Raw genomic sequence first — 13,648 nt, forward strand, 5'->3', positions numbered from 1 at the left:
CAATCTCCTACTTAACCTGTAGCTGTTCAATCCTGTTGGTGAGCGCCGCACCAACCTTACCGATCTCCGGCTCGTCCACCACTGCTAAATGGTCGCCAGATAGTTGGATGATCACCAAATCTTCAACGATAGCCGACCATCCGCCATCAGGCTCAATCTCAGCGTACGCGGGTTCCAGCTCAATAGCCCCGTCATGCATGCGCTCCGCACGGAACAACATCACCGGAGTCGTCACATTCGCCCAGCGCTGCATATCCATACGATCCAAAATGCGGTTGTCCACAAAGGAGGCACGCTGGTGCTCGAGCACACCCGCCGACAAACCGTGCTCTGTGGCATCGGTGGTGGACAAGAACTCCGCCAACATAGCGAGCAGCGCATCCTCACCAGCGGTTTCCAGCAACTCATACGGCACTGGAAAATCAAGACCATAAGTCTTCTTTGCAAACGCGGAGTAGCGCTCCCAGCGCTTAACTGTTTCTTCCTTGGTGTCCGGTGCCAAATGCGCAGGCTGAACGGTATCCAGCAACGCAATGGTCGCAATCTCTACGTCGGAATCCTGCAGCTGGTAAGCCACCTCATAGGCCAGTGCGCCACCGAAGCTCCAACCACCCAAAATGATCGGTAGGCCATCGGAGTACTGCTTGATCTCATCAAGGTAGGCTGCAGCGCGCTCTTCCAAAGAGCCTTCCCGACGCTCCACGCCGTAGACAGGAACGTCCGCAGGCAGGCGACGCATCAGTGGCTGATACACCACGGAACTACCACCGGCTGGGTGGAACATGAACACAGCTGGCTGAGTAGAACCTTCAGGGCGGGCGCGCAGCACACGGATGTTGCCCTCCACATCGGTTTCTAACCCCTCGCGCACAATGTTGGCCAACGGCTCAAGCGTTTCCGCCTGCTGTACCTGCTCCGCAGACAGAGCAACACCGGCACGCTCCGTGAGGCGCTCTGCGATTTCTCGAGCCTGTTCTTCAGTGATCTCTGGCAAAGTGCTGGTCACACCTGCTGCCGCAGCCCCTGTGATACCGGCCCATGTAGCAAAGACCAAACGTTCGGAAGCATCACGTGGCGCCACGCCCACCTCATGGGATTCCGCGGCGGTAGCAGTGTGCTCGATAGCAATCTCTGTTTCTGCCGACTGGGCTGCGCCACGATCGGCAACGAGGTTCTCTACAAGGGCGACAACGTCAGCAACAGAAGCATCGCGCAGGGTTTGTACCTGCAGCGGCGGAATCTGGAAGTCATGCTCCACACGGTTCTTAATGCGCATGCCCATCAGTGAGTCCAAGCCCAGATCGATCAACGGCAGCTCGCGAGGAAGATCCTCAACCTCGTAGCCCATGGCCTCGGAAACGATAGCGCGTAGGCGTTCCTCCACAGTCTCCGTGGCTGGATCCCATAGCAGATTATCGGGCGCCTCTGGGACTTCTACCTCCACCAGCTGGTTTGTTTCCGAATCAGAGGCAGCCTCAGCCACTGGGGTATGCGTGGCATTAAGCGTGGTAGCAAATGCCTCGGCGATTTGCTGGGTTTGTCCGTCGATCACGCGGTAGACCACCACTGCCACACCGCCAACGTTCGGGGTAGCAACAGTGGTCAGCTCACCGGTTGCGGGCAGCGTTGCGGTTTCAGAAACCGCTATTACCTGCGAACCTGGTTGTACGGCGGTGACGGTAGCGTCGATAAGCGCCGCCGTGGACGGCACCTGATCGGCGACCATCGTAAACGCCAGCGCGCCACCTGGCAGCGTGACCTTCGTGCCCGGCATCGCAATACGATTGCCTGACGACGGCCGCGCAGACGTCCAATAATGCTGACGCTTCCACGGAATATGCGGCGCAGGAAGAATCTCCCCATCGCCATAGTCGAAGGAAATCGGCGCACCCGTGACATAAATCTTGGCCAGCAGATCGCGTATCGACGCCACCTCGTCCACCTTGCGCTTCAACGCAAACAGTAACTGCGCATCCGACTTACCCACGCTAAAAGCAGTGTTCATCATCGGCATGAGCGCAACTGGATTCGGAGAAATCTCCACCAGCATCATCGCACCATGAGCAAACGCCTGCTCTGTGGCATCTTGGAACCACACCGACTGACGAGTACACCGCAACCAATAATCAGTGGTGTGCACAACCGAACCCGCAGGATACACAGTCGCACGATCCACCGAGCTATACAGCGGAATACGCAGCGGCTTCGGCTCAATCATCGAGGTTTCTGCAGCGAGCTCACCCAGCAGCGGATCCAAAGCGCTGGTGTGGCCTGCGCCCTTCACATTGAGCAAACGAGCAAACTTGCCCTCTGTCTCAAGCTTTTCCACCAACGCGGTAACAGCCTCACGCGGGCCACCCACTGTGGTCATGCCCTGTGCAGCATACACAGCTGGCTCCACACCGCTGAACTCTGGGTTTTGTTGACGGAACACCTCCAACGCCTCCACGGAGAACTCCACCACGGCCATAGCACCGAGCTGGTCTTCTGGCAGCGACTTCTCGCCCTCGCCCATCAAACGAGCACGGTGGATAGCAATGGTCATCGCATCGCGATCAGACAAGCCGCCGGCGGCGTAGGCCGCAGCGATCTCACCCATCGACATACCCACAACACCCGCTGGGGTGGCACCAAAGGAAGCCAGCAGATCAGTCAATGCGATCTGGATAGCGGTGATAGTAACCTGCGCGGTTTCCGTGCTGTAGGTTTCCTCATCGTTGGTGATGATGTCCAGCATAGACCAGCCGGCTTCAAAGACCACGAGCTCGTCGAGCTCCGCGATACGCTGCGCGAACTCCTCGGAGACACCCAGCAGCTTCTTGGCCATCAGGCGGTGCTGCGAGCCAAAACCGGAGTAAACAAACACGGGTGCGTTGCTGGGGGCGTCGGCAACTGCGATACCCATAGCGGTCTTGCCCTCAGCGACGGTACGCAGGCGTTTAACGGCTTCTTCGGTGGTTTCTGCAGTGACCACAGCACGGGAGCGGCCATGGTTACGCTTTGCCGTCGACCGCGCCACCTTAGGCAGGTCACTGTCGGGGCGCCCCTCGAGGAAATCCGCCAGCGCGGCGGCTGCTTCACGACGTCGCGACGGCAACAATCCCGACACCTCAAGGGTGACAGCATTCGGGTTGTCTGGGTCGATCAGGCTCGGAGCGTGACGACGCTCCGCATCAGCCGCCGGCTCATACGAGCTCAGCACAATGTGCGCATTGGTGCCGCCGAAACCAAATCCGGACACACCGGCGATCTTCTTGCCGGAATACTCAGGCCATTCGCGTGGATCTTCCACGACCTCGAGGTGCTCGGCATCAAAATCTACGTACCGATTCGGACCAGCGAAATTCAGGGACGCTGGCAGCGTGTTGTTCATCATCGACAACACGACCTTGATCAGGCCCGCAGCGCCAGCAGCGGATTCGGAGTGACCAAAGTTGGTCTTAGCAGAACCCAGCAAGGTAGGAGTTGCTGCGTCACGGCCAGGGCCTAGGACCTTGCCCAGTGCGGTTGCTTCGATGGGGTCACCCAAGATGGTGCCGGTGCCGTGTGCTTCCACATAGTCCACGTAGCGTGGATCGATACCAGCATCGGCGTAGGCGCGCTGCAGCACATCGACCTGTGCGTCTGGGTTAGGGGCGGTCAGACCGTTGGAGTGTCCATCGGAGTTCACCGCGGAGCCCTTGATCACAGCAAGGATGGTATCGCCATCGGCGACCGCGTCCTCAACGCGCTTGAGCACGAGCACACCGGCACCGTCGGAACGCACGAAGCCATCAGCATCATCGGAAAACGCGTGGATCTTACCCGTTGGGCTAAACACCCCAAGCTCGCCAAAACTGGTGGATACAAACGGTGCCGCCATGATGTTCACGCCACCGGAGACAGCAACATCAGCGTCGCCCTCACGCAGTGCACGCACAGCTTGGTGCACCGACACCAAGGACGAGGAACACGCCGTATCGACGCTTACCGACGGGCCACGGAAGTCGAACGCATAAGACACTCGGTTAGCCACGATCGAACTTGCGTTACCCGTCATGGCATAAGGATGCGACTCGGCAGGATCTGCGCCGATCAACATGCCGTAATCGTTGCTGGAGGAGCCAAAGAACACTCCCACCGGCTTGCCCCTCAGGGACGATGCTGGAATGTGTGCGTGCTCGAGGGCCTCCCACGTCAGCTCCAACATGATGCGCTGCTGTGGGTCAATGTTGACTGCTTCCAGCGGGGATAGTCCGAAGAACTCCGCGTCAAAGGACGCAATGTCATCCAAATAGCCACCACGTAAATCAGTGTTAGCTATTTTTTCGCTGGTGACCTCATCAGCAGCGTATTCCGACCAACGCCCCTCCGGTAAGTCGGTGATACCATCGCGGCCTTCAATGAGCATTGACCACATCTGGTCGATGTCATGTGCGCCAGGGTAACGGGCAGCCATGCCCACGATAGCGATGTCATGGGACGCGGTGCGCTGGGTTTCTCGCTGTGTAAAGACGGGTGCGGCCGCCTCAGGAGCCCCCTCGATCAGGCGCTGGCTCAGCGCCGCGATCGTTGGGTACTCATAAGCGATGGTTGCGTCGAGCTTGACGCCCAGGAGGTTTTCTAATTCCCCTGAAAGTAGCACCACGTCACGGGAGGAAAGCCCAAAAGATTGCATCGGTTTATCATCGGTGATTTCTTCCGCGGGCAAACCTGTGGTGGCTAAGACCCAGTCGCGCAGCCATGTGCGTAGCTGCGAAGTGGTCATAGCCGTGACGCGAGAATCCATACTTTAACCTCAGAATATTGCAGACGAGACAGTCGTTCTATTCTATATCGTCTCACGCGTCACAGATGTTTCACGCGCGGGGCAACATTCCGAAAATTTCTAGTGGGATTCTTGATACGCCTTCTTATTCACGCGGCGAGCAATCTTGCCGGAAGAAGAACGCAAGATCTCATCTGGGGCCACAATACGGATATCCGCAGGAACCACACCATGAGCCTCTGTGACAGCAGCACGGATAGCCTCGATGGCGTCCGCATCACCAGAAGGATCACGACCCAGATCGCGCTCCGCCAAGATAATCAGCTGCTCCACGGCGTCGCCCTCAATTGCAAAGGCAGCCACAGCAGCAGGACGGATGTGCTCAGACGCATGGTCCACCGTGTACTCAATATCCTGCGGATAGTGGTTACGTCCCGCAATAATCACGAGATCCTTCAAACGACCCGTGATGTACAACTCACCATCCACGATCACACCGAGGTCACCGGTAGCCATCCACTTTGTGGACTCCTCCGGAACTCCCGTCGCACGGGAGTTCTCCAAACGTCCTGCCAAGATGTTGTGGAAGGTCTCCGCGGTGTCTTCTGGGCGATTCAAGTAACCGGCAGCCATGTTCTCACCATGAGTCCACAGTTCACCAATGGTGCCATCAACAACCTCGGTACGCGTCTCAGGATCCACGATGACCAAGTTCTGAGGACGTACAACCTGGCCCACACCGATCAACGCCACAGCGTTATCTCCTTTATCAACGATCACCGCGCGGTTAGCAGCGAGCTGCTCACGGTCAAAGTAAGAAATCACTGGGCGGTTGGGAGTCTGCGGAGTAGTCACCAGCAAGGAAGCCTCAGCAAGACCATAGGATGGGCGCATGTTCTGCTTATTCAAACCATAAGCGGTAAATATCTCAGCGAATGCCTCCACGGCCTTTTCCGTGACCGGCTCCGAACCAATAATCAGGCCCTCAACAGCAGAAAGATCCAAGCCCTCGGATGGGGTTGCATAACGCGCAGCAAGTTCAAGAGCAAAGTTAGGAATCACAGAATAAACTGCATTATCACCCTCACGACGATCAAGCTGATCGATCCAACGCTTAGGCTGCTGAATGAAGTCGCGAGGTGACATCATCTCAAATTCGAGGCCCAACAACGTAACAAACACAGCCAAAATGATGCCCATGTCATGGTGCAATGGCAGCCACGACACCAAACGCAACGGGGTCTTCAACTGTGCTGCAGTAAAGATCTGCAACAAGTTGGTCACGATCGAACGATTGGTCAGCACCACACCGGCAGGGGTGCGGGTAGAACCCGAGGTGTACTGCAAGAACGCCGGCAAATCAACAGGGTTGATGGCAGCAGCAGCCATAGACGGCGTAGGGATCTGATAGCTCTGCGCAAGCGTATCCGGAAGCGAATCAATGGAGATAATACGAGGGCGCTGCGCACCTGGCAGCACAGAGAAGAATCGACGAACCGCCGCAGCTGATGCGTTGTTCGTCAGCACGATAGCTGGCTGTGCGTCAGCCATCACAGCGGTGAGATGATCCGCATGGCCTGGCTCAGAGGGGTCATACAGCGGAACTGGAACCAGACCCGCATACAGGGCACCGATAAAGCCAAAGAGATACTCAGGGCTATTGTTAGCCAAAATAGCTACACGGTCGCCAGGTTGTGCCACCTGCTGTAGGCGAGCCGCCACCGACTTAATGCGAGTGTTGATCTCGCGTCGGTTGTAGTCACGAGCCACGCCACCTTCAGTGCTGTAATCCCAGTAGCGCATACAGTGACGGTCACCGCCATCGACATCCGCTTGGTAGAACAACTCGCTTAGACCTGCGAGCGTAATTTGTGGCGGTAGCGCAATGTTGCCCTTGGCGTCAAAGAACTGGCCCATGGCTTTATGCAGATCCATACGTCTCCTTCAATGTAAACAACGTCCATGCAACATATTGTTTTCGATGACAAAAATGTTACATGGACGTTGGGTTATCCGTCGATAAGCCCCTTGATCCAATCAACAACCCACTGGTTGGTGGTCGTCCCAGGGAACACGTTCGGGTTGGTGGCATACAAGGCGTGCACACCGTTGGCCTCTACCAGCGCCTGTGCCCTCGCGAGCGCGTTGCCAACGTCCCGAGGGGCGTCGCAAATCGAATCATCCGGTGCACAAATCTCTACAGTCTTGGCATCCAGCTCACCGAAACCACCTACACGCGGACCGCGCATAGTAGCGCCCGGCACAATCGGCTGAACCAGCAAATTCAGCGGCTGCAAGGCGATCTCTGCACCCACACCGGCCACCGGGTTGCCCACGGCCTGGCCCACACCAGACTCGCGGCGACCATCAGCAATCAGGGCGACACCCCTGACACGCTCCGCTGGGATAACCCCAGTGCCGGTACCAATACGGTTAGCAATATCGCCGACAATCACAGCACCCTGCGAAAAGCCCGCCATCACAAAGTCAGTCTGCGGACACTCCTTATGCATCCGCACCAACTCACCCTCCAAGGTCGAGGTGCCCTCTTGACGCGACTCGTCATAAGACATCTCTTGCTGCGAATTGATGTTGCGGAACTGCGCGGTGTACGGCAACGTCCACACCAACACATTGCCCGCATACTGCTCCTGCAGCGGACGAGAAATGCTCAGCATGAACGACGCCGGATTCGCCATCGGGTTCAGGGGGTCGTCGTTACGCGCCGACTCCCACGTGCCCGGCGCCGAGATAACCTCAACCGCAGGGCAGGAATCAGGCTGAGTTGGCTGCTCACTGCTTGAAGGAGCTGCCTGCGAGCCCGGTTGCTCATCAGAAGCTGTATTCATCCAGCGAACCACACCAGCGAGAATAATCACCAGTACAACCACGGTGGCTAAGACCGTCAGAAGTTTTTTCATAACTACTAGCAGTACGCGGATTTCGCAGAACTTTCAATGAGCTTGACCAGCTCATCAAAGTTTTTGGTGGTTCGCTTCTGTTCAATCAGCTGGCCAGCAACCGCCTGAACCGTCGCCGGATTCACGCCATCAGCCTTGCCGCACACGAGGTTGCCCAAGCCAACCATCTGGCTTTCTACACCCTCAACCTTTACGCCACCCTTTTCCAAAGACTCGAGATAACCCTTGTCCTGCTTGGTGGGCTCAAAGCTTTGCTGTGGCACTTCGCTGACCTGCTTGCCGGGCACGTCGTTTTCCTGTGGCTCGCCTGCTGGGCCACCCATCACTGCGGTGGGCTCAGCGCTGCGACTGCTCGACGCCGATGCCTTAGCGGAACTCGATTCCGAGCCCTTTGCCGCGGCTTTCGACGGCTTGGTCAGCGGTGCCACCGAGGTACTCTGTTCCTCGTCAGTCACCGTGGCTTTGCCACAGCCGGCCAGCGCAAGACATGCGGCGGCCGCAACAATCACGGCCCTACGCATTAGCGACGCACCTCACGGATAACGCCATTGACCTGCGAAATCTTACCGTGCTGGAAGGTGATTTCCTCACCACCAGCTGGGATCTGGGTGTGGTCGGTTACTGGGAAGCCCAACTCTCCTTGCTCCCACTTCTTTACACCCCAGGTGTTAAAGATGTCGCCCTTACGAATGAAGTGTGCTCCGGTAGCGGCAGACCAGTAGATGTTGCCGTGCTCGAATTGCTGGAAAGCACCACCATTGATCTTGATTTCATCAGAGACTGGGAAGCCCAGCTCGGAATCAGCCATCTTCATCTCGCGGTACTTCTTAGCGATCTCGCCACGCAGCCACTGGTTCTTGTTGTCCTTGGTGCGTACCACAAGGCCGCCCTCGAACTCCTGAACAAATCCGCCAGCTACTTCCTTAGCCTCAGCAACAGGGAATCCCAAGAATCCATTCTCCCACTGCTGCTCGCCCCACTTATCCACGATGTCCTTTGGCACGGCAATAGCGCCACGCTCAGGGGACCAGTAGATGTTGCCGTTTTGGAACTGCACCACGCGTGCGTTGTCCTTGATGGCGAACTCGCTGCTAATTGGGAATCCCAGCCACGACTGTGGGCCACCCATTTCGCTATAGCGGGCGTTGATACGACCGTAGAGTGCATGCGCACCGGTCGATGGTGACCAGTAAGCACGACCACTGACAAAGTCCTCGGCCTTACCGCCTAGCACGTCGTACTCATTGTTCACGCACGATCCCACCTTTCCGGACTTCACGGCATCTGCAATCGCACCGATTGGAGCACAGGACGCGCCACGGTCAGATTCCGACAAGCCCAGCGCATTAGCCATGTAAGGCCACGCCTGAGTCATCTCAAACTGCCAGTAAGGCCAGTCATGCACACCCGATGGACGGAAAAACGTCTGGACCTCAACACCTGCACGGCGAGCGTGAGCTACAAAGGTTTCGGTGGTCATACGAGAGATCACCTCGAGGCCGATACCTGCGTAGCTACCCTTTTTATTAGCAACCGAACCTGGCTCACCGAAGTCATCACGGCCTGAACCTGCTGAAACATAGGTGGTAATGCCACGAAGTGCCTCAACTCCCAACTTCGGATCATGATCGATCCAATCTTGGCTACCTTCCGGCCCCCACATAGCGGTGCTGTCGTAGCCACCGGCATCGTTTTGCGCCGCGCGGATAGCTGCTGGCATACCAATCGAGGTGGTGTCCAAGTAGCCAGAGAAGGAACCAACGAACTTGAACAGGTCAGGCCGACGCTCAGCCAAGTTGATCGCTGCGGTACCACCCATGGACAGACCGAATACAGCACGATCGTCGTTGGTACGGAAACCATTCTTAAGCACAGGAATGAGCTCGCTAGTCAGGAATGTTTCCCATTTGTAGTGTTTGCCATTGTTTGGCTGCTGCCAATCAGAGTAGAAAGAGGACTGGCCGCCGACTGGCAAGATCACGTTAACGTTTTTATCAGAGTAGAACTGCTCGATGTTGGTACCAATGGTCCAGCCATTTTCCACATCGGTAGCGCGCAGGCCATCAAGTGCCCACACAGATGGGAAACTGCGGTTAGGATCCTGGAACCAGTCGCGAGCCAAGAGAATCTGAACCTGCACTTGGCCCATGGACGGGGTATTCACGTAGACGGCAACACGACGGCCACCGAGCCACTCCACGCGGTCGACGGACACGCCAGCAGGCAATCCATCAACCTTAGGGTGATCGGTGCGCACAGGGGTGCGCTTCACACCCTGTTGATTAAGGTAATCGGTCTGGCTGCCCAGTAGACCTGAGCTACCTGAGCTTTGAGCGTTGGCTGGAACCATAACCGAGGCACCCATTGCCAAAGCAACGGGTACGGCAGCGGTGGCAATCCAGAGGGAACCACGCTTGCGGAATGCGGTGTCGCGCATAAAAAATTCTCCTGAGTGCAGGGGACGCCAACAAAACCCACGAGGCTTCACAGGTTCCCCTCCTGTGAAACGCTCCCAAATTCCGTCGGGTGTTCGTCCGTCGTTCAACGTCTACTCGATCCACGTCGCAATAGTATGTGGGTACCATTGTGACAATCGTGAAACATGAGTCTAGAAGTAACTTTAAGTTGAACTTGAGACTTTATCCAGTGACACTCCGTAAACTCCCCACATCTGGTTTCAAATCTTTTTGCGTCCCCAACGAATTCAGCGACTGGTTCACCGGCACCAGCAATGAGTTGTGAACAAAAAGGTACGCATAGGGCGCTAATTCGGAAATATCGAAAGCATAACCCGGCCACTCATTCCCAGAAAAGGACCCACGCTTCCCATCAGCGACCATGTTGGCTACGCTCCACAAACTAGCCTAATCGCCCGACTGCACCAAGATGAACTTCTTATCATTGGCGAAGTGCTCGCCGTAGTACATTTCGGTCTTCAGATGACCGAAGAAGTTTTTCATCACTGCGTTGTCGTAGCAGTTACCCCCTTGCACGACATCGACCGCCCCCAATACGATTCGACGCAGCCGCATAACCTAAGTCATGCTCTCACAAAAACACTCCCTATTAGTTGGTGTCTGATTTCTCAGTCCAACTAACAGGGAGCAGTTCAGTTCAGAAGTTAGAAAACTCGTTACCAAGCGTTCATCACGTCAAGGATGCGCCCCTTGGTGATTTCAATCTGGTAGCGCCACTGCAACCAGTTGTGAATACCCGCAGCTGGGTAATTCGTGGTGATGTCCAAGCCTATAGCGCGAGCCTGTGCCTCCCAGATACGAGTAGACGCACGGGATGCAATCTCCAGCAAGGTACCGTTGATACGGTCACCCACTGAGTAGCTGAAGTCCGGAACACCCCAGATGCCGCTAGCAGCAGAAACATAAACATCCTTACCGGCAAGGCCGCCAGCATTGATCAGTGGATCGAGCTGGAATCGACGCAGGCCGAAGAACGAACCATACATGTTGTTGACGTTAAAGCCACCGATTTCCTGCAGTGCCAATCCCATCATTAAGTAGGTGCCAGGAATCGACATAGAAAGGTAACCAGAAAAGCTGAGCACCTGACGGAACTGATCTGGGTGCAGCGCGGCCAAGTTCATAGCTGCGGTAGCACCCATGGACAGGCCAGCGATGGAATTGTTGGTTGGGGAAACACCGAAGTTAGCAGCCAAGTAGCTTGGCAGCTCGGCAGTCAAGAAAGTCTCCCACTTGTACACAGCATTCTGAGGACCCGCAGGACCAACCCAGTCAGTGTAGAAGGAACCAGCGCCACCAACTGGCATAACCAAGGTGATGTTGTGGTCAACGAAGAGATCCTGCACGTGAGCGTCTACCGTCCATGCGTTAGCAAGGTCGTTGGCACGCGCACCGTCCAAGAGATACAGGCCGGCGTTGCCGCCGCGCTGAGCTGGCTGAATCTGAACAGTGACGTTACGACCCATTGCTGGAGAGAAAACGTCACAGCGTTGAACCCAGAAATTTACGCCGTCCCATTCACAGGTACCGGTAGCATCAGGTCGCAGGAAGTCACGGTTTCCTGCCGTTGCGATGCCCGTACCTGCCACAACCATGGATGCGGCTGCAGCGACAGCTGCGACAGTGGCGGCAGCTTTCCTGCTAACCTTTTTCAACCGTGATGTGATTGTCATAAATCTCCTCGACTTCAACCAAGTGTCTCTTCACGTTATATCGCCATTCGCAGGCTTCTGTTACGGATTTGAGACAAAATCTTGATAAAAATAACACACCGGCAGCAGCCACAGCACCTTTGGAACACTCTCAAGGGTAATTCAGGTTCTATTTGTGATTCTCATCGTCACGAGGTACGTCATCAAACTGCAAGGTAAGCCCCTTAGTCACCGCGAACTTCATGTTCTTAATAAAGCGCTTCACGCTCATTGGTTCCTTATAAGAAGCCATCAGTTCTGCGGCGTCCCCTGACTGCAGCATCTCCCGTACCTGACGCGTCTCCTCTTTATCTACCCACGTGGGCAAGATGTTGAGATCCGCGCTGGAATCGGCCAGATCCCATTCTAGCGGCAGCTGTTTGTTGTGCCCGATACGCCCACCGTCGATCTTGGGTTGGCGTGCCGCCAATGGGGTGCTCAGTCCAACGGTGTCGTGCACGCGCACATCAAGACCAGTATTCATGCTCGTCATGCCAAGGTTTAAGTGCATAAGTGCCAACGGTTGATCACCCTCGCGCGGCACAACAGCCCAAGAAAGCAGATCCTGCTCCTTATCCACCACGTAATTAACCAAGTAGGCACCGTTGGTGGTATGCCCTTCGTCCAAGGCGGAATCAAAGTTGCGTAGCGCAGGCGCACTTAAAAAGTGGCTAGCGTGGCGTGGTGGTGTGTCGCGGTGCAAAGTTTGGGTCCAGTACTCCCGCTCGTCAACAATGTTTAATTCCGTCTGCGCCTGAGTACCGATAGGCCGCTCATATGTGTGCCCTTGCAGGGTAACCCCCAGCGCCCAGACAACCACCGCGGCGGCAGCCCAACCGTTTTTCTTCGTCACCGGAACCACCATGATGGGCAGCAGCAGTGCGAACAGCGGTAGAAGCAGCATGCGACCATGCATGAAATCGCCGCCGACTTTGATCACATAGACAGCATGAAGCAGACCACAGACGATCATCAAAACGCCACGGCGTTCTAGGCGTACTGCCAAGAGAGCAACCAGCGGCAGGAGAAGATACATGCCATAACTACTCACCAAGTCCCACAGGTAACTCAAGCCGCCGGACCAGTCACTAGAGCTCGCTGACTTTGCAACGGCCGTATGTGGTACCAATAACCCGTAGTAACCCATGCGGAAGATTTCATAGGCCAGCGGGACTGGAATGGCCACGCCAATGATCTTCCAGCGCTGCCGCCAGTCGGTGGCCTTATATAACAGCCAAAGCCCAAAAATGGCGCTATACAGTAACATTTCGGGGCGGACTAGCCAACCAATGCCTAACCAGAAAGCAAAAAGGTAAGTACGTTTGGTACCACTCAGCCACCACACCACCGCAAGGTAGAAGATCGAAAGACCCCACTCCAGGCCGGAAGTTGCAAAATCTCTAGCAGGTGGAAGCGCAATATAGATCAATGCACCAAAGGGAACCAGCAGGTGGGTACTTTCGCGGTAGCGAGCTGCCGTGGCATAAGCGCCCACCATGAGCCCTACCACACTGAAAATTAGTGAGGTACCCAATGCAATGCGATGAATATCCACACCACTGATAAGGGCAAAAAGATAAATAATGTATTGCCACAGTGTTGAGGTGTTAGCCTCAACACGTTCCCCGATGTTAAAAACTGGACCGTTGCCAGCAAGTAGGTTCCGCACGGTCCGCAACACAATAAGGCCGTCGTCGCTCATCCACCGACGAGCCCAACCACCCCAGAACATGAGCATACCCACAACAATCACGCTGATCAGGGTGGATAACTGAGGCACACTCCAATTCCAGTTTCGATTCATACGCATGC

The 13,648-nt window shown here is 55.9% G+C and carries 7 protein-coding genes and 1 pseudogene; all 8 read right to left on the reverse strand.

Translation table 11 applies throughout. The annotated features are described in order from the left end of the window. Positions 1-7: 7 nt before the first annotated feature. The 8 genes and pseudogenes from pks13 to CIP100161_RS11035 all read right to left on the reverse strand — a co-directional run bounded on the left by pks13 (position 8) and on the right by CIP100161_RS11035 (position 13,640). Positions 8-4,768: a polyketide synthase Pks13 gene (gene pks13 / locus CIP100161_RS11000; RefSeq protein WP_155874330.1), complete on the reverse strand. Its 4,761-nt coding sequence runs from the start codon at positions 4,766-4,768 to the stop codon at positions 8-10. A gap of 99 nt (positions 4,769-4,867) precedes the next feature. After that, a complete protein-coding gene (locus tag CIP100161_RS11005; RefSeq protein ID WP_155874331.1) occupies positions 4,868-6,682 on the reverse strand; it encodes a FadD32-like long-chain-fatty-acid--AMP ligase in 1,815 nt (604 codons plus the stop codon). A 74-nt stretch (positions 6,683-6,756) separates the two neighbouring features. Beyond that, complete coding sequence (locus CIP100161_RS11010) at positions 6,757-7,668, reverse strand: cutinase family protein (RefSeq protein WP_155874332.1); 912 nt, start codon at positions 7,666-7,668, stop codon at positions 6,757-6,759. A gap of 5 nt (positions 7,669-7,673) precedes the next feature. Then, complete coding sequence (locus CIP100161_RS11015; RefSeq protein WP_155874333.1) at positions 7,674-8,189, reverse strand: hypothetical protein; 516 nt, start codon at positions 8,187-8,189, stop codon at positions 7,674-7,676. Further along, positions 8,189-10,105, reverse strand: coding sequence for an alpha/beta hydrolase-fold protein (locus CIP100161_RS11020; RefSeq protein ID WP_155874334.1), 1,917 nt, complete (start codon positions 10,103-10,105; stop codon positions 8,189-8,191). The genes CIP100161_RS11015 and CIP100161_RS11020 overlap by 1 nt, the downstream gene beginning before the upstream one ends. A gap of 451 nt (positions 10,106-10,556) precedes the next feature. Continuing rightward, a pseudogene (locus CIP100161_RS12620) lies at positions 10,557-10,652 on the reverse strand (IS3 family transposase); the annotation flags it as partial. A gap of 149 nt (positions 10,653-10,801) precedes the next feature. Beyond that, positions 10,802-11,818, reverse strand: a complete 1,017-nt coding sequence (locus CIP100161_RS11030) for an alpha/beta hydrolase (RefSeq protein ID WP_155874336.1) — start codon at positions 11,816-11,818, stop codon at positions 10,802-10,804. A 148-nt stretch (positions 11,819-11,966) separates the two neighbouring features. Continuing rightward, positions 11,967-13,640, reverse strand: a complete 1,674-nt coding sequence (locus CIP100161_RS11035) for an arabinofuranosyl transferase C (RefSeq protein WP_155874337.1) — start codon at positions 13,638-13,640, stop codon at positions 11,967-11,969. Positions 13,641-13,648 lie beyond the last annotated feature (8 nt).

Origin of the sequence: Corynebacterium rouxii, assembly GCF_902702935.1 — a bacterium.
Taxonomy (GTDB): domain Bacteria; phylum Actinomycetota; class Actinomycetes; order Mycobacteriales; family Mycobacteriaceae; genus Corynebacterium; species Corynebacterium rouxii.

Bases quoted from the DNA above. Each gene is read 5' to 3' on its own strand.
- CIP100161_RS11030 (WP_155874336.1), bottom strand. From the start codon at position 11,818: ATGACAATCACATCACGGTTGAAAAAGGTTAGCAGGAAAGCTGCCGCC.
- CIP100161_RS11035 (WP_155874337.1), bottom strand. From the start codon at position 13,640: ATGAATCGAAACTGGAATTGGAGTGTGCCTCAGTTATCCACCCTGATC.
- CIP100161_RS11015 (WP_155874333.1), bottom strand. From the start codon at position 8,189: ATGCGTAGGGCCGTGATTGTTGCGGCCGCCGCATGTCTTGCGCTGGCC.
- CIP100161_RS11020 (WP_155874334.1), bottom strand. From the start codon at position 10,105: ATGCGCGACACCGCATTCCGCAAGCGTGGTTCCCTCTGGATTGCCACC.
- pks13 (WP_155874330.1), bottom strand. From the start codon at position 4,768: ATGGATTCTCGCGTCACGGCTATGACCACTTCGCAGCTACGCACATGG.
- CIP100161_RS11005 (WP_155874331.1), bottom strand. From the start codon at position 6,682: ATGGATCTGCATAAAGCCATGGGCCAGTTCTTTGACGCCAAGGGCAAC.
- CIP100161_RS11010 (WP_155874332.1), bottom strand. From the start codon at position 7,668: ATGAAAAAACTTCTGACGGTCTTAGCCACCGTGGTTGTACTGGTGATT.